21 protein-coding genes are annotated in these 22,029 nt (G+C 68.3%); 4 read left to right on the top strand and 17 right to left on the bottom strand.

Annotation, left to right across the window (positions count from 1 at the left end):
• Positions 1-32: 32 nt before the first annotated feature.
• From BKY59_RS04745 to BKY59_RS04715, 7 genes are all read right to left on the bottom strand, one after another.
• Positions 33-2,003 (bottom strand): acetyl-CoA carboxylase biotin carboxylase subunit, encoded by a 1,971-nt coding sequence (locus tag BKY59_RS04745; protein ID WP_076068933.1) that lies wholly within the window; start codon positions 2,001-2,003, stop codon positions 33-35.
• A 120-nt stretch (positions 2,004-2,123) separates the two neighbouring features.
• Entirely contained in the window at positions 2,124-2,681 is a 558-nt protein-coding gene (locus tag BKY59_RS04740; RefSeq protein WP_076068931.1) for a hypothetical protein, read from the bottom strand.
• Positions 2,678-3,631, bottom strand: coding sequence for a biotin synthase BioB (gene bioB, locus BKY59_RS04735; protein ID WP_076068929.1), 954 nt, complete (start codon positions 3,629-3,631; stop codon positions 2,678-2,680). Before bioB ends, BKY59_RS04740 begins: the two co-directional genes overlap by 4 nt.
• A gap of 179 nt (positions 3,632-3,810) precedes the next feature.
• Positions 3,811-6,021: a methylmalonyl-CoA mutase gene (gene scpA, locus BKY59_RS04730; protein ID WP_083671871.1), complete on the bottom strand. Its 2,211-nt coding sequence runs from the start codon at positions 6,019-6,021 to the stop codon at positions 3,811-3,813.
• A gap of 133 nt (positions 6,022-6,154) precedes the next feature.
• Entirely contained in the window at positions 6,155-6,940 is a 786-nt protein-coding gene (locus BKY59_RS04725) for an enoyl-CoA hydratase-related protein (RefSeq protein WP_076068927.1), read from the bottom strand.
• A gap of 186 nt (positions 6,941-7,126) precedes the next feature.
• Positions 7,127-7,543, bottom strand: coding sequence for a methylmalonyl-CoA epimerase (gene mce, locus BKY59_RS04720; RefSeq protein WP_076068925.1), 417 nt, complete (start codon positions 7,541-7,543; stop codon positions 7,127-7,129).
• 161 nt (positions 7,544-7,704) lie between these two features.
• A complete protein-coding gene (locus BKY59_RS04715) occupies positions 7,705-9,237 on the bottom strand; it encodes an acyl-CoA carboxylase subunit beta (RefSeq protein ID WP_076068924.1) in 1,533 nt (510 codons plus the stop codon).
• A gap of 252 nt (positions 9,238-9,489) precedes the next feature.
• Here BKY59_RS04715 and BKY59_RS04710 point away from each other — a divergent pair, with 252 nt between their 5' ends.
• Positions 9,490-10,977: a helix-turn-helix domain-containing protein gene (locus BKY59_RS04710; RefSeq protein WP_076068922.1), complete on the top strand. Its 1,488-nt coding sequence runs from the start codon at positions 9,490-9,492 to the stop codon at positions 10,975-10,977.
• Between the two features lie 193 nt (positions 10,978-11,170).
• Here BKY59_RS04710 and BKY59_RS04705 read toward each other — a convergent pair whose 3' ends face one another.
• Entirely contained in the window at positions 11,171-12,178 is a 1,008-nt protein-coding gene (locus tag BKY59_RS04705) for a LacI family DNA-binding transcriptional regulator (protein ID WP_076068920.1), read from the bottom strand.
• Between the two features lie 122 nt (positions 12,179-12,300).
• Between BKY59_RS04705 and BKY59_RS04700 the strand changes: the two genes are divergently transcribed.
• Together BKY59_RS04700 and BKY59_RS04695 are read left to right on the top strand one after the other, a co-directional pair.
• Positions 12,301-12,636, top strand: a complete 336-nt coding sequence (locus tag BKY59_RS04700) for a hypothetical protein (protein WP_076068918.1) — start codon at positions 12,301-12,303, stop codon at positions 12,634-12,636.
• Between the two features lie 61 nt (positions 12,637-12,697).
• Positions 12,698-13,993: a M28 family metallopeptidase gene (locus BKY59_RS04695; RefSeq protein WP_076068916.1), complete on the top strand. Its 1,296-nt coding sequence runs from the start codon at positions 12,698-12,700 to the stop codon at positions 13,991-13,993.
• 289 nt (positions 13,994-14,282) lie between these two features.
• Here the strand turns inward: BKY59_RS04695 and ssb are convergent, their stop codons facing one another.
• The 4 genes from ssb to BKY59_RS04675 form a co-directional block, all read right to left on the bottom strand.
• Positions 14,283-14,825, bottom strand: a complete 543-nt coding sequence (gene ssb / locus BKY59_RS04690; protein WP_076068915.1) for a single-stranded DNA-binding protein — start codon at positions 14,823-14,825, stop codon at positions 14,283-14,285.
• An 11-nt stretch (positions 14,826-14,836) separates the two neighbouring features.
• Complete coding sequence (feoB, locus tag BKY59_RS04685; protein WP_076068914.1) at positions 14,837-16,690, bottom strand: ferrous iron transporter B; 1,854 nt, start codon at positions 16,688-16,690, stop codon at positions 14,837-14,839.
• Positions 16,687-16,938: a FeoA family protein gene (locus BKY59_RS04680; RefSeq protein WP_129586202.1), complete on the bottom strand. Its 252-nt coding sequence runs from the start codon at positions 16,936-16,938 to the stop codon at positions 16,687-16,689. The genes feoB and BKY59_RS04680 overlap by 4 nt, the downstream gene beginning before the upstream one ends.
• A gap of 69 nt (positions 16,939-17,007) precedes the next feature.
• The gene (locus tag BKY59_RS04675; RefSeq protein ID WP_420822073.1) at positions 17,008-17,604 is read right to left on the bottom strand and encodes a COQ9 family protein; all 597 of its coding nucleotides are present in this window, start codon (positions 17,602-17,604) and stop codon (positions 17,008-17,010) included.
• Positions 17,605-17,895: 291 nt separating this feature from the next.
• Here BKY59_RS04675 and BKY59_RS04670 point away from each other — a divergent pair, with 291 nt between their 5' ends.
• Complete coding sequence (locus tag BKY59_RS04670) at positions 17,896-18,984, top strand: alkene reductase (protein ID WP_076069022.1); 1,089 nt, start codon at positions 17,896-17,898, stop codon at positions 18,982-18,984.
• Positions 18,985-19,035: 51 nt separating this feature from the next.
• Here BKY59_RS04670 and BKY59_RS04665 read toward each other — a convergent pair whose 3' ends face one another.
• From BKY59_RS04665 to BKY59_RS18005, 5 genes are all read right to left on the bottom strand, one after another.
• The gene (locus BKY59_RS04665; protein ID WP_076068912.1) at positions 19,036-19,434 is read right to left on the bottom strand and encodes a cupredoxin domain-containing protein; all 399 of its coding nucleotides are present in this window, start codon (positions 19,432-19,434) and stop codon (positions 19,036-19,038) included.
• Positions 19,435-19,470: 36 nt separating this feature from the next.
• A complete protein-coding gene (ribH, locus tag BKY59_RS04660; RefSeq protein WP_076069020.1) occupies positions 19,471-19,893 on the bottom strand; it encodes a 6,7-dimethyl-8-ribityllumazine synthase in 423 nt (140 codons plus the stop codon).
• A gap of 157 nt (positions 19,894-20,050) precedes the next feature.
• Positions 20,051-20,662, bottom strand: a complete 612-nt coding sequence (locus tag BKY59_RS04655; protein ID WP_076068911.1) for a riboflavin synthase — start codon at positions 20,660-20,662, stop codon at positions 20,051-20,053.
• A gap of 9 nt (positions 20,663-20,671) precedes the next feature.
• Positions 20,672-21,640, bottom strand: coding sequence for a bifunctional diaminohydroxyphosphoribosylaminopyrimidine deaminase/5-amino-6-(5-phosphoribosylamino)uracil reductase RibD (gene ribD / locus BKY59_RS04650; protein ID WP_276205481.1), 969 nt, complete (start codon positions 21,638-21,640; stop codon positions 20,672-20,674).
• Positions 21,641-21,648: 8 nt separating this feature from the next.
• Positions 21,649-21,969 carry a hypothetical protein gene (locus BKY59_RS18005; RefSeq protein ID WP_076068910.1) on the bottom strand — a complete coding sequence of 107 codons (321 nt, stop codon included), beginning with the start codon at positions 21,967-21,969 and terminating at the stop codon, positions 21,649-21,651.
• Positions 21,970-22,029 lie beyond the last annotated feature (60 nt).

The following is a 22,029-nucleotide window of genomic DNA, read 5'->3' as shown; positions in this document are numbered from 1 at the left end:
CGTCCCGGCCGGTCCGGGACGCTGGGGACATCCTATTCGAATTCCATGATTACCGCGTCGACCGCCAGGCTGTCGCCCGGCCCTGCGTCGATCCGCGCCACGATGCCCGCCTTCTCCGCGCGCAGGATGTTCTCCATCTTCATCGCCTCGACCACCGCCAGCGGCTGACCCGCCTCGACGCGGTCGCCCGCCGCCACATGCACCGCGGTGACCAGCCCCGGCATGGGGCACAGCAGGAACCGGCTCAGGTCCGGCGGCACCTTCTCGATCATATGCTGCGTCAGCGCCGCTATCTCCGGCCGCAGCACGCTCACCCGGTGGCTCGCCCCCCGCGTCGTGAACCGCCACTGCGTCCCCCGCCGCGCGACGCGGATCGCCAGCGGCTCGCCGTTGACGGTCGCCTCTACCAGCCGCTGCCCCGGCACGTACGGCGCGTCGACCACCAGCCCGGTTCCATCCACCGTCACCTGCTCGCCCTCGATCAGCACGTCATGCGCCACGCCGTCGATCGTCGCGACCCACGTCGCCACCTCGTCGGGCGCGCCGTTCAGCTGACCGCTGATCTGCCCTGCGCGCAGGGTCTCCGCCGTTGCGATCAGCCCCGCCACCGCCGCCATCCGCGCGACCAGCGCCGCGTCGGCCGGCGCGCCTGCGAACCCGTCGGGATATTCCTCCGCGATGAACCCCGTCGTGATCGCGCCGGACCGGAACCGCGGATGCTGCATCAGCGCGGACAGGAAATCGACATTGTGACCGATGCCGTCGATCTCGAACCGGTCGAGCGCCGCCACCTGGGCGTCGATGGCGTCCTTGCGGTCGGCACCGTGGGTGATGAGTTTCGCGATCATCGGGTCGTAGAACATCGAGATATCGGAACCCTCGACCACCCCGTCGTCGACGCGGACTTCCGCCGACGTCGCCGGTGGCCGATACCGCACTAGCCGGCCGGTCGACGGCAGGAACCCGCGATACGGGTCCTCGGCATAAACCCGCGTCTCCACCGCCCAGCCGTCCAGCCACACATCGTCCTGCCCGAACGACAGCCGCTCGCCCGCCGCCACGCGGATCATCTGTTCGACCAGGTCCAGGCCGGTCACATATTCGGTGACCGGATGCTCCACCTGCAACCGTGTGTTCATTTCCAGAAAATAGAAACTGCGGTCCGCTCCCGCGATGAACTCGACCGTCCCCGCGCTGTGATATCCCACGGCGCGCGCCAGCTCGACCGCCTGCGCGCCCATCGCGCGGCGCATCTTGGGCGTCACGAACGGCGACGGCGCCTCTTCCACCACCTTCTGATGGCGGCGCTGCACCGAACATTCGCGCTCGCCCAGATAGACCAGATTGCCATGCTGGTCGCCCAGCAGCTGGATCTCGATATGGCGCGGGCTCTCGACGAACTTCTCGATGAACACCCGGTCGTCGCCGAACGACGCCAGCCCCTCGCGCTTCGTCGCGTCGAACCCCTCACGCACGTCGCGCTCGCTCCACGCCAGCCGCATCCCCTTGCCGCCGCCGCCGGCCGACGCCTTCATCATCACCGGATAACCGATGCCGTCCGCAATCTCGACGGCATGATCGGTATCGCGGATCTCGCCGATGAAGCCCGGCACCACCGACACGCCCGCCGCCAGCGCCAGTTTCTTGGATTCGATCTTGTCGCCCATCGCCGCGATCGCGGCCGGCGGCGGGCCGATGAATGCGATGTCGTTGTCCGCCAGCAACCGTGCGAATGACTCCCGTTCCGACAGGAACCCGTATCCCGGGTGCACCGCCTGCGCGCCCGTCTCCTTCGCCGCCAGCAGGATCGCGTCCGCCAGCAGATAGCTGTCCGACGCCGGCGGCGGTCCCAGGCGGACACTCTGGTCGGCCATCAGGACATGCGGGCTGCGCGCATCCGCATCGGAATAGACCGCGACCGTCTTGATACCCATCGCGCGCGCCGTGCGGATCACCCGGCACGCAATCTCGCCGCGATTGGCGATCAGGATCTTGTCGAACATGCTGGTCCTCTCCAAACGCGCTTTTTCCCAAGCACTTGATCATATTCCGGTGCAGGCCGGGGCTTGGACGCAAGGGCTTCACCTAAACCCCGGCTTGGCGCCGGGGAACGATAGCGGCCACTACTTCGCCAACGCCGCCGACAGCCGCATGTCGGTCCCGCCGTCCGCCGCGTTGCGTGTCCCCGCCGAAATGCGCACCGCGCGCCCGTCCGGCCCGGCGGCGGACCAGTCGGTGACGGCCTGCCCCTTGCCGGACCGCGTACGGCCCGTCTTCAACGCCAGCGCCTCGGCCACCCGCGCCGAAAAGCCCAGCTGGTCGACGCTGCCCGTGGCACGACCCAGCACGGTGCAGCGCATCGCCCCGTCCCGCGCCTGCCCATAGGTGACGAGCGCGCGATCCGCCCGCCACGCCTGCCCCACGCCCGCATCGCGGCGCGGGATGGCCGCGAACGACAGGTCCGACGCCGCAACGGCCGCCGAAAACGCCGTCGGATCGGTCAGGTTGGGCAGGCAAAGCGTCTTGAACAGCGCGACTGCCGCCGCCGGATCGACCGCGACCCGCTGCGGCTGCCCGGCTGCCGCGCCCGGCAACGTCGTAACGACCGGCGGGCGCGCAGCCAGCATCTCGGCGGACGGCGCCACCGCCTGCGCGGTCAGCAGCAGCGCAAGCCCGATCATGCCCCCGCACTCATCGGCATCAGTCCCAGCGCCGCGAACAGCGCGCCGTCCGCATCGCCACCCGCATTCTCCGTCGTCAGCAACCGGTCGCCGGTGAAGATCGAATTCGCCCCGGCCAGGAAGCACAATGCCTGGCACGCCTGGCTCATGCTCTCCCGCCCCGCCGACAACCGCACGCTGGACGTCGGCATCAGGATGCGCGCCACAGCCACGGTCCGCACGAATTCGATATCGTCGATCCGTGCCTCGCCGCCTGCGATCATCCGATCGCCGATCGGCGTCCCCGCGATCGGCACCAGCGCGTTCAGCGGCACGCTTTCAGGGTGCTTCGGCAACGTCGCCAGCGCATGCAGGAAATCGACCCGGTCCGCGCGGCTCTCGCCCATCCCCAGGATCCCGCCGCAACACACCGCCATGCCCGATGCGCGGACATTCTCCAGCGTGTCGAGCCGGTCGCCATAGGTCCGCGTCGTCACGACCTCGCCGTAAAACTCCGGCCCGCTGTCGAGATTGTGGTTGTAGTAATCGAGCCCCGCACCGGCCAGCCGCTCCGCTTGGCTCCGGTCGAGCATGCCCAGCGTCATGCACGTCTCCAGTCCCAGCGCCTTCACCTCCGCGACCATCGCGGTCAGCGCCGGCATGTCGCGCTCCTTCGGGCTCCGCCACGCCGCCCCCATGCAGAACCGCTCGGACCCCGCCGCCTTCGCCGCGCGCGCCGACGCCACCACCGCGTCATGATCCATCAGCTTGGACGCCTTCAGCCCCGTCTCGAACGATGCCGACTGCGAACAATAGCCGCAATTCTCCGCACATCCGCCCGTCTTGATCGACAGCAAAGTCGACAGCTGCACCCGGTTCGCATCATGATGCGCACGGTGCACCTGCTGCGCCCGGTACAACAGATCCATGAACGGCAGATCGAACAGAGCGGCGATGTCGGCATGCGCCAACGCAGCGGGGGGCGCGTCCGAAACCCCTCCTTCCCGAGCCTCTCCACCCCGTCCATCCTGAGCGAAGTCGAGGGACCGCCCGAGCGCAGTCGAGGGCTCGACGTCTCGGCTGCGCTCGACGGGTGCCTCGACTGCGCTCGGCATGGACGGCTTACTGATAAGGGTATCGGTCATCATACTCACTCCACACCCGCCGGCGGCACATTATGCCCCAGCAACTGCAACACCTGCGCGGCCGCGTCCACCAGGTTGGTACCCGGCCCGAAGATCCCCTGCACCCCCGCGTCGCGCAGGATCTGGTAATCCTGCGCCGGGATCACCCCGCCCGCGATCACCTTGATGTCGCTCCGCCCCGCCTCGCGCAGGTGGCCGATCAGTTCGGGGATCAGCGTCTTGTGCCCGGCCGCCAGGCTCGATGCGCCCACCACGTCCACGTCGCGCGCGACCGCCAGTTCGGCCGCCTCGCGCGGCGTCTGGAACAGCGGGCCGGCGACGATCTCGAACCCCAGGTCGCCGAACGCGGACGACACCAGGTTCGCGCCGCGGTCATGCCCGTCCTGTCCCATCTTGGCGACCAGCATCCGCGGAGCATGCCCTTTGCGCTGCGCGATCGACGCCACGCCGTCCTTCAACCCATCCCAAGCCGCGTCGCCCTCATAGGCGCTGCCATAGATGCCCGACACCGGCGTCGGCTGCGTGCCGTACCGCCCGAACACCGTCTCCATCGCCGCCGAAATCTCGCCCAGCGTCGCGCGCGCCCGCGCGCACGCGACCGCCAGCGCGAGCAGGTTCGCGTCCCCGCGCGCGCCCTCGGTCAGCGCCGCCAAGGTCGCCGCGCACGCCGCCTCGTCACGCCCGGCCTTCACGGACGCGATCCGCGCCACCTGTGCCTCGCGCACCGCGACATTGTCGACATCCAGGATGTCGATCGGGTCCTGATCGGGCAGCGTATATTTGTTCACCCCGACGATCACCGCCTCGCCGCGGTCGACGCGCGCGGCGAAACCGGCCGCCGCCTCCTCGATCCGCCGCTTGGGCATGCCGCTCGCCACCGCCTTGGTCATGCCGCCCAGCGCCTCGACCTCCTCGATGATCGCCCAGGCCTCGTCGTGCAGCTGCTTGGTCAGCGCCTCGACATAGTAAGACCCGCCCAGCGGATCGACCACCTTCGTGATCCCGGTCTCCTCCTGCAGCACGATCTGCGTGTTGCGCGCGATCCGTGCGGAGAAATCGGTCGGCAGCGCGATCGCTTCGTCCAGCGCGTTGGTGTGAAGCGACTGCGTCCCCCCGAACGCCGCGGCCATCGCCTCCACGGTCGTGCGGATCACATTGTTGTACGGGTCCTGCTCGGTCAGCGACACGCCGCTCGTCTGACAATGCGTGCGCAGCATCTTGGACCGCTCGTCCTTCGCGCCCAGCTCGGTCATCACCCGGTACCAGAGCGTCCGCGCCGCACGCAGTTTCGACACTTCCATGAAGAAGTTCATGCCGATCGCGAAAAAGAACGACAGCCGACCCGCGAACGCATCGATGTCCTGCCCGCGCGCGATGGCGGCGCGTGCATATTCCATCCCGTCGGCGATTGTGAACGCCAGCTCCTGCACCTGCGTCGCGCCAGCTTCCTGCATGTGATAGCCGGAGATCGAGATGCTGTTGAACTTCGGCATGTACGCCGACGTATATCCGATGATGTCCGCGATGATCCGCATGCTCGGTTCCGGCGGATAGATATACGTGTTGCGGACCATGAACTCCTTCAGGATGTCGTTCTGGATCGTCCCGTCGAGCAGGTGCTGCGGCACCCCCTGCTCCTCGCCCGCCACGATGAAGAACGCCAGGATCGGGATCACCGCGCCGTTCATCGTCATGCTGACCGACATCTTGTCGAGCGGGATGCCGTCGAACAGGATCTTCATGTCGTCGATCGTGTCGATCGCCACGCCTGCCTTGCCGACGTCGCCCGTCACGCGCGGATGGTCGCTGTCGTATCCGCGGTGCGTCGCCAGGTCGAACGCGACCGACAACCCCTTCTGCCCCGCCGCCAGATTGCGCCGGTAGAATGCGTTGGACGCCTCCGCGGTCGAAAACCCGGCATATTGCCGGATCGTCCACGGCCGCCCGGCATACATCGACGCGCGCACCCCGCGCGTGAACGGCGCGAACCCCGGCAACCCCGGATCGATCCCCGCCACGTCCTCGGCGGTATAAAGCGGCTTCACCACGATCCCCTCCGGCGTCCGCCAGTCGAGATCGCGCCCCTTCACCTCCTTGGCCGCCGCCCGCTCCCAATCGGCCAGCGTCGGGTCCGACTTGGGCTCAGGCTGAACCGCTTCCTTAGGCGGAACCCCCGGATCTTCACCCGGAAGAATGGGCTCAACAATGTCGGTCATAACTCCCCCTCCCTTTCAAGGGAGGGGGTCGGGGGGTGGGTGCAACGTGCATGGGGAAACCCAACAGCGTCGCACCACCCACCCCCAGCCCCTCCCTTAAAAGGGAGGGGAGCCTGTCGCGTTTGCATCATGGTCATTTCCCGGAAAACTCCGCTTTGCGCTTCCCCACGAAAGCCATAACACCCTCCGCAAAATCCGCAGTCCGCCCCGCCGCCCGCTGATCCATCGCCTCCCGCGCCAAAACCTCCACCAAAGGCGCCGTCAAAGCCCCGGCCACAGCCCGCCGGATCATCCCCATCGCCCGCGTCGGCCCCGCCGCCAGCCGAACCGCCAGCGCCCGTGCCTCCGCCAGCAAGACCTCATCCTCGACGACCCGGTGGATCATCCCCCACTCCAGCGCCAACTCCGCCGGCACCCGCTCGCCCAGCAGCATCATCTCCAGCGCCTTCGCGCGCCCCGCCGCCTTCGCGACAAGCCAGGTCGCGCCGAAATCCGGCACCAACCCGATATTGACGAACGCCAGCAGGAAATAGGCCGACCGCCCCGCCACCACGAAATCCCCGTGCAGCGCCAGCGAACAACCCGCCCCCGCCGCCGCACCCTGCACCGCCGTCACCACCGGGATCGGCAGCTCGGCCAGCTGCACCGCCAGCGGATTATAATGCGTCTCCAGCATCTGCCCCAGATCGTCCGGCAGCCCCCCGTCGCTCCGCGCGATCAGGTCCGCCCCCGAACAGAATGCCCGCCCCTCGCCCGCGATCAGCACCACCCGCGCACCCTCGTCCACCGCGCGGGCCAACGCCGCACTCAGCTCCGCCAGCATCTCCGGCACGATAGCGTTCAATCGCTCCGCCCGCGCCAAAGTGATGGTCGCGACCGCCTCGTCCAGCGCGTACCGGATAGTGGTGTATTCGGTCATGTCAGCGTCCGTTCCCATAACCGTCACACTCCATCCCAAACCCGTTCGGTTCGAGCAGCATCGAGCTTGTCGAGATGCGCCCGTCGAGAACGCTGCGAAGAGTTCTCGACTCCGCGTCTCGGCTCCGCTCGACACTCGCTCGAACCAAACGGGTCGGGTGGACAAGCCCCGTTGAGGTGTCGGGGCTCAATGCCCCGCCCCCGGCGCTTCCATCAACTCCACCAGCACTCCGCCCATGTCCTTCGGGTGCAGAAAAACCACCAAAGTCCCATGCGCCCCGATCCGCGGCGCCCCAAGCACCCGCGCCCCCTTCGCGGTCATGTCAGCCACCGCCACCGCGATATCGTCCACCTCAAAACACACATGATGCTGCCCACCCGCGGGGTTCTTGCGCAGAAACCCGTGGATCGGCGATGCGTCCCCCAAAGGCTCGATCAACTCGATCTGCGTATTGGGCAGGTCCACGAAACACACCCGAACCCCCTGTGCCGGCAGATCGAACGGCTCCCCCACCGCAGCGCCGAGCATGTCGCGGTACACCGCCAACGAAGCCTCGATCGACGGCGTCGCCATCCCGACATGGTTCAAACGACCGATGGTCATGACGTCATTCCCACATCCCAACCCCGCAACGCGAACATCCCAACATCGTCATCCCGGACTTGATCCGGGATCCAGGGTCACAAAAACTGCGTCCGGAAACCCTGGATGCCGGGTCAAGCCCGGCATGACGGCGGCGCCGCGGAACCGCACGTCGGCCCCCGTCACAACGGAATATTGTCATGCTTCTTCCACGGATTCTCCAGCACCTTGCCGCGCAGCTTGCGCAGGCCCAGCGCCACCCGCCGCCGCGTCGCGTGCGGCATGATGACGTCGTCGATGAAACCCTTGGACGCCGCCACGAACGGGTTGGCGAACCGCGCCTCATATTCCGCGGTCCGCTCCGCGATCTTCTCCGGGTCGCCGGCCTCGCGGCGGAAGATGATCTCCACCGCGCCCTTCGCGCCCATCACCGCGATCTCCGCGGTCGGCCACGCATAGTTCAGGTCGCCGCGCAGATGCTTCGACGCCATCACGTCGTACGCGCCGCCATACGCCTTGCGCGTGATGATCGTGATCTTCGGCACCGTCGCCTCGGCATAGGCGAACAGCAGCTTCGCGCCATGCTTGATGATCCCGTTATGCTCCTGCGCCACGCCCGGCAGGAACCCCGGCACGTCAACGAACGTCAGGATCGGGATGCCGAACGCATCGCAGAACCGCACGAACCGCGCGGCCTTCTTGGATGAGTTGATGTCGAGCACGCCCGCCAGCACCATCGGCTGGTTCGCGACGATGCCCACCGTGCGCCCCTCGACCCGCCCGAACCCGGTCAGGATGTTGCCCGCATGCGTCGGCTGCGTCTCGAAGAAATCCCCCTCGTCCACCACCCGCGCGATCAGCTCGCGCATGTCGTACGGCTTGTTCGAACTGTCGGGGATCAGCGTGTCGAGCGCGGGTTCGATCCGGTCCCACGGGTCGGTCGTCGGCCGCACCGGCGGCTCCGCCCGGTTCGACGCGGGCAGGAAATCCACGAAGTCCCGCGTGGCGAGCAGCGTCTCGATATCGTTCTCGAAAGCCACATCGGCCACGCCGGACTTCGTGGAGTGCGTCACGGCACCACCCAGTTCCTCTTGGGAGACCACTTCGTTGGTGACGGTCTTCACCACCTCGGGGCCCGTGACGAACATGTAACTCGAATCCTTCACCATGAAGATGAAGTCGGTCATCGCGGGCGAATACACCGCACCCCCCGCGCACGGCCCCATGATGACCGAGATCTGCGGCACCACGCCTGATGCCAGCACGTTGCGCTGGAACACCTCGGCATAGCCGCCGAGCGACGCGACACCCTCCTGGATGCGCGCGCCGCCGCTGTCGTTCAGCCCGATCACCGGCGCGCCGACCTTCAACGCCATGTCCATGATCTTGCAGATCTTCTGCGCATGCCGTTCGGACAGCGACCCGCCGAACACCGTGAAGTCCTGGCTGAAGACGAACACCAGCCGCCCGTTGACGGTCCCCGATCCGGTAACGACCCCGTCGCCCGGAAAAACCTGATCCTGCATGCCGAAATCGACGCAATTATGCTCGACATAGGTGTCCAGCTCCTCGAACGACCCGGCGTCGAGCAGCACGTCCAGCCGCTCGCGCGCGGTCAGCCGCCCCTTGGCATGCTGCGCCGCCACCCGCGCCGGCCCACCACCCGCGCGCGCCTCCGCCCGTTTCGCTTCCAACCGTTCCAGGATCGCCAGCACGCTCGTCTCCTTGTGGGATCACCTCCTCCCACCCTGCGCCCGCCCACGCAAATGTGAACTTGCAAAGTTGCGAAGCGCGAGTTTGCATAATAGATCTTCTTGCTCCCCCTCCCCTTCAGGGGAGGGGGTCGGGGGGTGGGGAATGACGGGCAGTGCGGGCTCCACGGCCGTCACACCAAACAACCCGGTAGCACCCACCCCCAACCCCTCCCTTGAAAGGGAGGGGGGAAAGAAGAAAGCCAGGACAAGAAAATGCCCACCCCCCGCCGCTTCGCAGGCCAGACCCTCAAGACCCTCCGCCGCTCGGCAGCCCTCGGCCAGGCCGCCATGGCCCAGCGCCTCGGTGTCTCGGTCAGCTACCTCTCGCAACTCGAAAACGACGACCGCCCCGTCACGGCCACCGTCGCCGCCGCGCTGGCCCGCCACTTCCCGCTCGACTGGCAGGAGGACGACGATGCCCCCGCCCGCCGCCGTGCCGCCCTCGCCGATGCATTCGCCGACCCCGTCCTCGCCGCCCTCGGCTCCACCGAAGGCCTCGCCCGCACCGCCGAACAGACGCCCGCGCTCGCCGATCGCTTCCTGGCACTCCACGCCGCCTGGCGCGCGGCCGAGGAACGCCGCCAGATCGCCGACGAAGCCACCGCCTCCGGCCTCGCCACCACCGCCCGCCTGCCCTGGGAAGAGGTGCGCGACTGGTTCCACGCGGCCGGCAACTATGTCGACCTGCTCGACCGCGCCGCCGAACGCACCGCGGACGACCTGATCGGTCCTTCTCCCAGTCATCCTGACGAAAGTCGGGATCCATTATCACTTCGCCCGACCGTGACCCCGGACCACGCCGCACGCCCGTTCGACACGACGAGCGAGTCCGAAACCCCCACCATCTCCGCCATCATTGCCCATCTGGCCGATCTCGAAATCCAGGTCCGCCACAGCCCGCACGCCGACGCCCCCATGCGCCGCTACGATCCCGCCGCGCGCACCCTGACCCTCAACCGCGCGCTCCCACACGAAAGCCGCCGCTTCCTGCTCGCCCACCAGATCGCCGCCGCGGCACAAGCCGACACCATCGCCGCCATCGTCGCGGACGCGGACATCAGCCCCGCCGCGCGCCCGCTGCTCGCCATCGGTCTGGCCAACCATGCGGCCGGCGCGCTCCTGATGCCCTACGCCCGCTTCGCGCGCGCTGCGCGCGCCACCCGCCACGATATCGACCGGCTCTGTCAGCGGTTCGACGTCAGCTTCGAACAGGCCTGCCACCGCCTGTCCACGCTGCAACGCCCCGGCCAGCGCGGCATCCCCGTCTTCTTCTGCCGCGTCGACATGGCGGGCAACATCACCAAGCGACACAGCGCGACCCGGCTGCAATTCGCCCGCTTCGGCGGCGCCTGTCCGCTCTGGATCGTCCACGAAGCGGTCGCGATCCCCGACCGCATCCTCGTCCAGCTTGCCGAAACGCCCGACGGTGTGCGCTACGTCTCGATGGCCAAGGGCCTCGTCAAACCCAGCGGCAGCTTCGCCCGCGCGCCCCGCCGCTACGCCGTGGCACTCGGTTGCGAGGCGACCCAGGCCGCCGAATTCATCTACGCCGACGGCATCGGCGCCACCCCCACTCCGATCGGTATCAGCTGCCGCCTCTGCCCGCGCCCCGACTGCGACCAGCGCGCCTTTCCCCCCGCCGATCGCGCCATCGCCATCAACCCGGACGTCCGCGAAGTGGTCCCGTACCGGGTCCTTTGAGGGGGTTGCAGGTTCCAAACCCCGCTCATCCCGAGCGAAGTCGAGGGACCCTTCGAGCGAAGCCAAGAAGCCAGCGCCGCCTCCTGCACCACACCTGAAGCTACAACCAGCCCCCCTCCCCCTGCTCGGTTCGAGCTTGTCGAGAACTCGCCCAGTTCTCAACAGGCTCGAACCAAACGGTTTCAGCCGAAACTCACTCCGCCCGACGAACTCCTGTCGATCCCCGCACGACCAGTTCATAATCCGGCACGGCCCCCGCCCCGCCGCTGCCATCCGTATCCAGCAACATGTCCGCCGCGGCATAGGCCAGTGCATGGATCGGCTGACGGATCGTGGTCAGCGGCGGCCACACCGCACGCGCCAGGTCGATATCGTCGAACCCCGCGATCGACAGCGCGTCCGGCACCGCGATCCCGCGCGCATGGGCAGCGGCCAGCGCACCCGCCGCCATGTCGTCGTTGCTCGCGAAGATCGCGGTCGGCGGCGCTGCTGCATCCAGCAGCGCACCGGCCGCCGCCTCGCCCGTCTCGAAATCGAAACCGCCCGCGGCCATCAGCCCCGCCTCCGCTGCGATCCCCGCCTCTGCCAGCGCGGACCGGTATCCCTCCAGCCGGCGCTGCGCGGAAACATGGCCGGCCGGACCGGTCACGAACCCGATCCGGACATGGCCTAGGTCGATCAGGTGGCGCGTCATCCGCGCCGCCGCCCCCGCATCGTCCATCGTCACGCGGGCCTCCGCTACGGTCGGGTCCCCCGGCGTGATCCGGACATAGGGCACGCCGCGGCGTTCCAGTTCGGCGGTCACCGCGGCGATATCGCCCAGCGGCGGCGCCAGGATCACCCCGTCGACATGCGTCTCGTCGACCAGCCCACCGATTTCGGCCGCCAACCCCGGCGACGCCAGGTCGCATGGCTGCACGATCATCCGGATCCGGTCCTCCATGCACCGCGCCCGCACGCCCATCTGGATGGTGTGGACATAATAAGGGCTGGGATTGTCGTAGATCAGCGCGATCTGGAACGAGCGCGCCCCCGCCAGCGCCCGCGCGGCATAGCTTGGCCGGAAATTCAGCGCCTTCATCGCCGCTTCCACCCGCTCACGCGTGGCGGGGCGGACATGACGTTCCTTGTTCAGCACGCGCGACACGGTCTTGAACGACACGCCGGCCGCTTCGGATACGTCGCGGATCGTGATGCGCATCGCCCGTCATACTCCTGTTTGCCCACCGCGCTTGCGCCTGCACGACGAAGGCCCGCCCCTCCTGCGACGAACCGCTCGGCTAACGCAAGCGACCTGACGGCACGCGCCACCATCGCTCGGCTATGGCACCCGGACAGCATGCGGCCGCGATTGAACCGCAGCGCGTCGCCCACGTTGTCACGCCATTGTCATGGAAGAAGGATCGCCCGATGTCGCATACCCCGCCTGTTCCGGAAGCATCGATCGCGCCCTTCCCGTCCCATCCGGCACCCCAGCCGCCTGATGCCACCCCGACACCGAAGGCGCAGACAGAAAAAGCCCAGGCGGCCGGTGAGGACCGCTCGCGACTGATCACGGGCGCGGCGGTCGGCATCGGATCGGCGGCGATCGTGGCCGCCTTGCTCTACGTCAATCGAAAGCCCGGCAAGGCACCGAAGCCGGCAACGCCGCGCGCCTGACCCGAACGGGCGGCAGTACGGGGGTTGACCCCTGCCGCCGCCCTGCGCACCCTGTCGGACGATGAAATATCTCCTGCTCGCCGCCGCCGCCCTTCCGCTCATCGCCGCCGGCCCCGCGCCCGATCCGGTCGAACTACGAACGTCGATCGCCGCGCTGGTCGCATTCGGCACGCGCCATACGCTATCGTCCGCGACCGATCCGGCACGCGGCATCGGGGCGGCGCGGACCTGGGGCGCCGGGCGCTTCGCCGCCATTTCGCGGGCGTGCGGCAACTGCCTGATCGTCGAACGCCCGTCGCAGCGGTTCGACGGCCCCCGCGCGCCCGACGGCGTGATGGTCGAGGACGTCATCGCCATCCAGCGCGGGACGAACGACCCCAACCGCGTCATCATCATCCAGGGCCATATCGACAGCCGCGTCTCCGACGTCATGAACGCCACCGCCGACGCCCCCGGCGCGAACGACGACGCATCGGGCAGCGCGCTGGTGCTGGAGGCCGCGCGCATCCTGTCGAAAGAACGCTTTCCCGCCACCATCGTCTACGCGTTGCTGTCGGGCGAGGAACAGGGACTGTGGGGCGGCAAGCTCCTCGCCGACCTCGCCACCCAGCGCGGCTGGCAGATCGCCGGCGTCCTTAACAACGACATCGTCGGCAACACTCACGGCCAGGGCGGCGATCATGTCGCCAACCGCGTCCGGGTGTTCAGCGAAAGCCTGTCCGCCGCCGCCGACCTGCCCGCCGCGAAAACGATGCGCCAGATCGGCGCGGAGGATGACGGCCCCTCGCGCGCGCTCGCCAAACTCGTTCGCCGCGTCGGCACGCCGAACGCCGCCGCACTGGAGGTCGTCACCGTCCACCGCCCCGACCGCTTCGGCCGCGGCGGCGACCAGACCCCGTTCCTGGAAGCCGGCTACCCCGCCGTGCGGTTCAGCGAGGCGGTCGAAAATTACGACCGCCAGCATCAGGACCTGCGCACCGAAGGCGACACCCGCTTCGGCGACACGATCGACGGCGTCGACTTCCCCTATCTGGCGAAAGTGACGGCGCTCAACCTCGCGGTCGCCCGCGAACTGGCCACCGCCCCCGCAGCACCCACCGGCGTCACCATCGCCGGCGCGCTGAAAGCGGACACGACGGTTGCCTGGTCCCCCGTCCCGGCCGCCGCCGGCTACCGCATCCGCTACCGCCGCGCCGACAAGCCCGACTGGACCGACCACCGCGACGTGCCGGCAGGCTCGACCACGCTGGTCCTGAAGAACATCAACATCGACGACACATTCTTCGGCGTCTCTTCGCTGGCGGCCGGGGGCGCGGAAAGCGTCGTCACCTTCGCCGGCGCTGCACCGCGGCGGTAAGCGGAAGGCGAAAGGCGCGCACTTTCGCCTGGCCAAACCGAACCCCAACCCGTTCGGTTCGAGCCTGTCGAGAACGCTCCGCAAGGTCCGCGACAATCGCAGACCAGGGCCGCGCAACAGCACACAAACTACGCCCCCCAACCTCGTTCGTGCTGCGTAAAGACCGAGTAGCGCCCATCGGCGCATATCGAGGGCTTGCATCGAAGCATGGCGCACAGCCCCTTCGATACGAGCCCTCGACAAGCTCAGCCCCTAGTCAGGGTAAGCGGATCGCGGTGGGAAGACGGACTCAGAACGGAACGTCATCATCCAGATCGCTGTCGAACGCGCTCGACGTCCGCGATCCGCCGCTGGACGAGGACCCGCCCCGCGCACCGCCGCCGGAACCACCGTTCCCGCCGTCGTTGTAGCCGCCACCACCGGCGCCCCACTCGTCGCCGCCGCCGGAACCACCGCGCGCGCCGCCACCGCCGCCGCCTTCACCGCGGCCGTCGAGCATCACCAGCTGCCCGTCGAAGCCCTGCAGCACGATCTCGGTCGAATAGCGGTCGTTGCCCTGCGGGTCCTGCCACTTCCGCGTCGCCAGCTTGCCTTCGATATAGACCTTGCTGCCCTTGCGCAGATATTGCTCCGCCACGCGGCCCAGCGGTTCGGAGAAGATCGCCACCGAATGCCATTCGGTCTTCTCCTTGCGCTCGCCGGTATTCTTGTCCTTCCACGTGTCGGACGTGGCGATACGCAGATTGACGACCTTGCCGCCGTTCTGGAAACTCTTCGACGTCGGGTCCGCACCCAGATTGCCGACGATGATGACCTTGTTGACGCCTGCCATGGGGGCCGCTCCTATAGTCCGAGCGCCGTTGCCGCCCAGAACGTGAATCCTGCCGCCAGATAGGCCAGCCCGAACAGATAGGCCAAGCTGAAAAGCGGCCACTTCCAACCATTGGTCTCCCGCCGGATCACCGCGATCGTCGACAGGCACTGCGGCGCGAACACGAACCACATCAGGAACGCCAGCGCGGTCGGCAGCGACCAGCGACCGCGCAACCGCCCGACCAGCGACCGCTCGGTCTGCACCTCGTCCCCGCCCTCGATCGCATAGACGGTCGCCAGCGCCGACACCGCCACCTCGCGCGCCGCCATTGCCGGGATGATCGCCAGCGCGATCTCGTGGTTGAACCCGATCGGGCGAACGATCGTCTCCAGCCCGCTCGCGATCCGCCCGGCGGCGGAATAGCGCACCTGATCGCGCCCGGTCGGCGATTGCGGAAAGCTCAGCAGTGCCCAGAGTAGGACGGTCGCCAGCAGGATCAGCGTGCCCGCGCGGTGCAGGAAGATCCACGCACGCTGCATCAGCCCGATCGCCACGTCGCGGATCACCGGCATCTGGTAGCGCGGCATCTCCATCATGAAGCCCGCGCTCTCGCCCTTCGCAATCGTCCGGCGGATGACGAACGCCGCGATCATCGCCGACACGATCCCGGTCACGTACAGCCCGAACAGCACCAGCCCCTGCAACCCGACGCCCAGCCCCACGTCGCGCGCCGGAATGAACGCCCCGATGATGACGGCATAGACCGGCAGCCGCGCCGAACAGGTCATCAGCGGCGCGATCAGGATCGTCGTCAGCCGGTCCTTCGGATCGTCGATCGTCCGCGTCGCCATGATGCCCGGAATCGCGCAGGCGAACGACGACAGCAGCGGGATGAACGCCCGTCCCGACAGCCCGACGCCCGCCATCAACCGGTCCATCAGGAACGCGGCGCGCACCATGTACCCCGACGCCTCCAGCAGCAGGATGAACAGGAACAGGATCAGGATCTGCGGCAGGAACACCAGTACGGACCCCACGCCCGCGATCACCCCGTCGACCAGCAGAGACCGCAGGATACCCGTCGGCAGCACCGCGCCGACCGCATCCTGCGCCGCCACGAACCCGGCCTCGATCCAGCCGATCGGCGCCTCGGACCAGGCGAACACCGCCTGGAACATCACGAACAGGATCACCGCCAGCACGATCGGCCCGCTGACCGGATGCAGCGCCACCGCGTCCAGCCGGTGCGTCCAGGCACGCGCCAGGCTCTCCTCCCGCGTCGCCGCCACCGCAATCGCGCGGGCGCGGCGTTGCAGCGTGACGATGTCATGTTCCGGCGGCGCACCTGCGCGCACCGTCCGCGTCCCGTCGCCGACCACGGTGGCCAGCGCGGTCTTGAGTTCGTCCATCCCCAGCCGCCGCACCGCGACCGTCTCGACCACCGGCACGCCCAGCGCCTTCGACAGCGCGTCGACGTCGATCGTCAGCCCGTCGCGCCGTGCCATGTCCATCATGTTGAGCGCGATCACCACCGGCAGGCCGAGCGCGATCAGCTGCAACGCGAAGCGCAGATGATTGTCGAGGTTCGTCGCGTCTAGCACGACCACCAGCGCGGACGGCAACTTCTCGCCCTCCTGCCGCCCGACCACCACGTCGCGCGTCACCTGCTCGTCAGGGCTGGCCGGGTCCAGGCTGTACGTGCCGGGCAGGTCGACCAGTTCGATCGGGCGACCATCGGGCAACGCCATTCGCCCGGATTTTCGCTCCACGGTCACGCCGGGATAGTTGCCAACCTTCTGGCGGGCTCCGGTCAGCGCGTTGAACAGCGCGCTCTTGCCGGCATTGGGGTTTCCGACGAGGGCGACCAGCGGTGTCGAATTCACTCCGCCGCCATCGGAAACGGCTCGACCGACACGGCGGCGGCCGTCTTGCGCCGCAGTGCAATCGTCATGCGGCCGACGCGGCAGGCGATCGGGTCCATCCCCACCGGCCCGCGGTGCAGCGTTTCGACGCGCACGCCCTCGTCAAATCCCAGCTCGCGCATCCGCCGGGCCTCGCCCGCCTTCAACGCGGTCCAGTCGATCACGCGGATCAGCGCGGCTTCGTGCGGGGGCAGTTCGTTCAGGCGCATGACGTCCATTCACAATATTGCTTGCGAATGATTATCATTACTCCGGCGCGAAAGCCAGCCCCGATCGGATCACGATGCGGGGTAGCGCAACCGGCCCAGGAACCGCACCGGGCTGAACATCCGGTCCGGATCGGGCTTCAGCTGCGCCTTCAGTTTCTCGAACCGCATCACTCCCGCGATCCGCCGGTCGAGGAACGCGCGCGTGTCGACGAAATTGTCGCTCTGGTCGTCCATGAACACCAGCAGCGTCGCGGCATAGACCCCGGCCAGCGTCAGCCGCTTGGTATAAAAAGCCAGGTCGACCGCCGTATCGCCGGCCAGCCGCCACATCCGGTCCGCCGCGCGCCAGCCCAGCCGTGCGGCGCGACCCGCATTCTGCGGCATCGCCAGGATGGCCAGCGCGCGGCGCAACGCCTCGCGATGCATCTCGATCGTGTCCAGCCGGGCCGCTACCAGCCGGGTGATCCGGTCGCGGATCTTCCGTGCGCGCAACATCGGCGCCGGTGCGCGGATCGCCATCTCGTCGTCAACGCAAGCGAACCAGGCATCGATCATGTCGACCGCCCCGCCCGGAAACGCCAGCCGCGCGCGATCCGCCGGCACGTCCAGTTCGGCCGCCGCCTGGCCCAGCGCCGCCTCCCCCCATCCGTCGAACGCCGCATGCATCGGCAGGATCGGTGCCAGCGCGACGCGCAATTCGTCCAGCGTCATGTCCTGGGGCGCGACGGGGGCCGGCGCGTCGTCGGCAACCGGACCTGCGGTGGGGACGGGGAAGGCGATGCTGTCTGTCATGCCCCGAACATACGCCCGCGGCCCGCCGACACCAAGCGGTCCTATCGTCCACGTCCGCACTTCTTTTGGCCGGGAAAGCTTTTCTCGCGGATGCCGGACCTGCCGAAACCGCCGACGCCGCCCTATCTCCCGCTCCGATACGAACGATATGAAGGACCCGTCCCCATGCCCACCCTGTTCGACCCGATCCAGCTGGGCGATATTGCCGCCCCCAACCGAATCGTTATGGCCCCGCTCACCCGCGGCCGTTCCACGCGCGATCATGTCCCCGTCGACATGATGGTCGACTATTATACGCAGCGTGCGACTGCCGGTCTGATTATCACCGAAGCGACCGGCATCAGCCAGGAAGGGCTAGGCTGGCCCTACGCGCCCGGCATCTGGAACGACGAACAGGTCGCCGCATGGAAGTCCGTCACCGACTCCGTCCACGCCGCCGGCGGCCGCATCGTGATGCAGCTCTGGCACATGGGCCGCCAGGTCCACAGCTCGGTCATCAAGACGCAGCCCGTGTCGTCCTCCGCCACCGCGACCGCCGGCCAAGCGCACACCTATGAAGGCAAGCAGGATTTCGAGGTTGCGCGCCCGCTCGAACTCGACGAGATCCCCCGCCTGCTGAACGACTATGAACTGGCGACGCGCAACGCGCTGGCCGCCGGGTTCGACGGGGTCCAGATCCACGCCGCGAACGGCTATCTGATCGACCAGTTCCTGCGCGACAACGCCAACTTTCGTGACGACACGTACGGCGGCAGCGTCGAAAACCGCATCCGCCTGCTCCGCGAAGTGACCGAGCGGGTCATCTCGGTCGCCGGTGCCGGCCGCACCAGCGTCCGCCTGTCCCCCAACGGCGATTCGCAGGGCGTCGACGACAGCAACCCGACCGCGCTGTTCCTGCCGGCCGCCCAGATGCTGTCCGATCTCGGCATCGGCTTCCTCGAACTGCGCGAACCCGGCCCCGACGGCACGTTCGGCAACACCGACGTGCCGAAGCTGTCGCCGGAAATCCGCAAGGTGTTCAAGGGTCCGCTGATCGTCAATTCGGACTATGACTCGGTCGGCAAGGCGCAGGCCGAACTCGACACCGGCATTGCGGACGCGATCAGCTTCGGCCGCCCGTTCATCGGCAACCCCGATCTCGTCGCTCGCCTCCGCACCGGCGCCCCGCTGGCGAAGGACGATGCCAAAACCTGGTACAGCCAGGGTCCCGAGGGCTATATCGACTACCCGGCGCTGGAAACCGCTGACGCCTGATCGACTCGGAACTGCAGCCCTGCCTCACCGAGGAGACAGGGCTGCAGTCCGTTACCGCACCAGTATCTCGCCCCTCATGTTCGTGGCGGCATCGCGCAGGTTGGTGCTGCGGAACCGATAGACCGCATTGGGCGTGTCGGGTGCGCGGAAATGCACCGTGGCGCTCCGCCCCGCCTTCACATCTACCCGGTCGTTGCGAACCAGCACTGCGTCGCGCGGGGCCACGCGGGCGAGGCGAAAAAACTCCGGTGCCGAAAAATTATGCCGCCGGTCCGATCGGTTGCGGATGGTCAGCACATAGGACACCCCCCGCCGCAACATGATCCGCGCGGGGGTGAACCGCTCGTTGTTGACGCCGACCGTGATCGGCACCGCGCGCCGCACGGGCGCCGCCGCCGTCGCGCCGGTGGCGGCGGCGACCAGCCCTAGCATGAAGCCGATGGATTTCATGTGCGCTCTCCTTTGAATGAAGCGGGACAGAGGACCTCAGTCCGAAAAGCGCGTCCGCAACGCCAGCATCGCCAGCGCCGCCTTGGCCGCCTCGCCGCCCTTGTCCTTGTCCGCCGGCCGGGCGCGCACCCAGGCCTGCTGCTCGTCCTCGACGGTCAGGATCCCATTGCCGATCGCGACCCCCGCCAGGGTCAGGTCCATCAACCCGCGCGCGCTCTCGTTCGATACGACCTCGAAATGATAGGTCTCGCCGCGGATGATAACGCCCAGCGCGACGAACGCGTTGTAGCGGTCGCTTTCCGCCGCCAGCGCGATCGCCCCCGGCACCTCCAGCGCGCCCGGCACCGTCACCGTCTCATGCGTATGGCCCGCCGCCTCGATCGCGGCCTGTGCGCCCGCCACCAGATTGTCGTTCAGTTCGTCGTAGAACCGCGCTTCCACGATCAGGATATGGGCCATCGTCACTTGTCCTTTGAATTACCGCGCGGCCCGAACACCAGATCTCTACGCGCTATGAATTACAACCCGCCAATCCCGAGCGCAGTCGAGGGACCCCTTCGAGCGAAGCCGAGAAGCCAACAGCACGCCGGCAACTACGCCCGATACGCGTGACCCCTCACCCTGCGGCCAGGTTCCGCAACGCTTCCATCCGCCCCAGATAACGCGCCAGCACGTCGATCTCGACATGCACCTTGTCGTCCGCCTCCAGCCGGCCCAGCGTCGTGACCGATCCGGTGTGCGGGATGATGTTCAACCCGATCACCGGCCCGTCCGCGCGGTCCTCCACGCTGTTGATGGTCAGTGACACGCCATCGATCGTGACCGATCCCTTGCCCGCCACATAGGGCGCGATCGCGACCGGCAGCAGGATCTCGTAACGATGCGAATCGCCCTCCGGCACCTTTGACAGGATCGTGCCGACCCCGTCGACATGGCCCGTCACGATATGCCCGCCCAGCTCGTCGCCGACCTTCAGCGCGCGTTCTAGGTTCAGCGCCTGCCCCTCGTTCCACACCGGCGCGGTCCGCGACACGCTTTCGGCCGACAGGTCCACCGCGAACCAGTCCGCGCCCTTGTCCACGACGGTCAGGCAGACGCCCGCGCAGGCGATCGACGCACCCAGGTCGACCCCCCCCATGTCATAGCCACACGTGATGCGCAGCCGCCTGTCGCCCCGCGCCTCGACCGCGCTGATCGTGCCGATGTCCGTGATGATGCCGGTGAACATGCTTATTCCTCAATCCGTGACGCGGTCGTAGACTTCGAGCCGGTCGCTGCCAAGCATCCGGGCATCCACCAGCCGCCACCGCCCATGGGCCTCATGCAGCGCGTCCAGCCCGATATCGCCCAGCGCCGCCAGACCGGCCCCGACCAGGATCGGCGCACGGTACAGCAGCAACCGATCGACCAGCCCGGCACGCACGAACGCCGCCGCCGCCCCCGCCCCGCCCTCCACCAGCACGGTGTCGATCCCCGCCAAGCCCGCCACCGCCTCCGGCGCCGCGATCCGTTCCCACCCGGCCGGCGCCTGACCGCGGGTCAGCACGCCACGCCGCGGCGACCGGTCGGTCAGCCCGCCGATTCGCACGTCCAGCCGCGGCGCATCGATCCGCACCGTGCCCGCGCCCGCGACGATCAGGTCGCACCGCGCCCGCTCCAGATGCGCATGCCGCCTCGCCCGGTCGCCGGTGATCCAGCGGCTGCGCCCGTCCGCCATCGCGATCCGCCCGTCCAGCGACGTCGCCAGTTTCAGCGTGACATGCGGCCGCCCCGCCCGCTGCCGCAGCAGGAATCCCGCCATCGACGCCGCCGCACCCGCCGCCCCGCACCCGACATCGACGCGGATCCCGGCGTCCCGCAGCCGTGCGATCCCACGCCCGGCGGTGCGCGGGTCCGGATCGACCAGCGCCACCACCACGCGCGCCGGCCGTGCTGCGATCAGCAGGTCGGCACAAGCCGGCCCGCGGACGCTGTCATGCGCGCAGGGTTCCAGCGTGACGAACAGCGTTGCGCCCGTAACGTCGCCGGCCTGTTCCAATGCCACCGCCTCGGCATGCGGCCGCCCGCCCGGCTGCGTCCAGCCGCGCCCGATCACTTGGCCGTCACGCACGATGAGGCATCCCACCGCCGGATTGGGCGCGGTCCGGCCCCGCCCGCGCTCGCCGATCGCGACGGCCGCCGCCATCCAGCGCGCGTCATCCACCATGACGGGGCTCACATCCCCAACTGGCGTTCGACCTTCTTGAACTGGCGCTGGCGTTCCGCCACCCGCGCCACGCGCGCTGCCTCGTCCACCTTCTGCTGCGCGATGATCTCGGCATCGCTCCGGTCGGCGGACCAGCTCGGGATGAACGTCATCTCCGGCTCGGGCCGCTCCATATAACTATCGTGCAAAAACCCCGCCACGATCAGGACCGGCATCAGGATCGAGAGGATCGCGATCGGCGTCCGATGATCGCGGTCACCGGTCGTAATGAACGCTTTCAGGTCCGCAATCACGCGGCGCGGCGAACTGGGACGAGGGAAGACTGCCATGTGCTCAATATAGGCGCATCGCATCGGCCGCGCCACTATGACGAGAAGGACTCCCATTCC

It is taken from the genome of Sphingomonas montana (assembly GCF_001956315.1).
In the GTDB taxonomy this organism is placed as follows: Bacteria; Pseudomonadota; Alphaproteobacteria; order Sphingomonadales; family Sphingomonadaceae; genus Sphingomonas_R; species Sphingomonas_R montana.
Note: the sequence above shows the minus strand (reverse complement) of the source record. Positions and strands in the feature narration are given on the sequence as shown.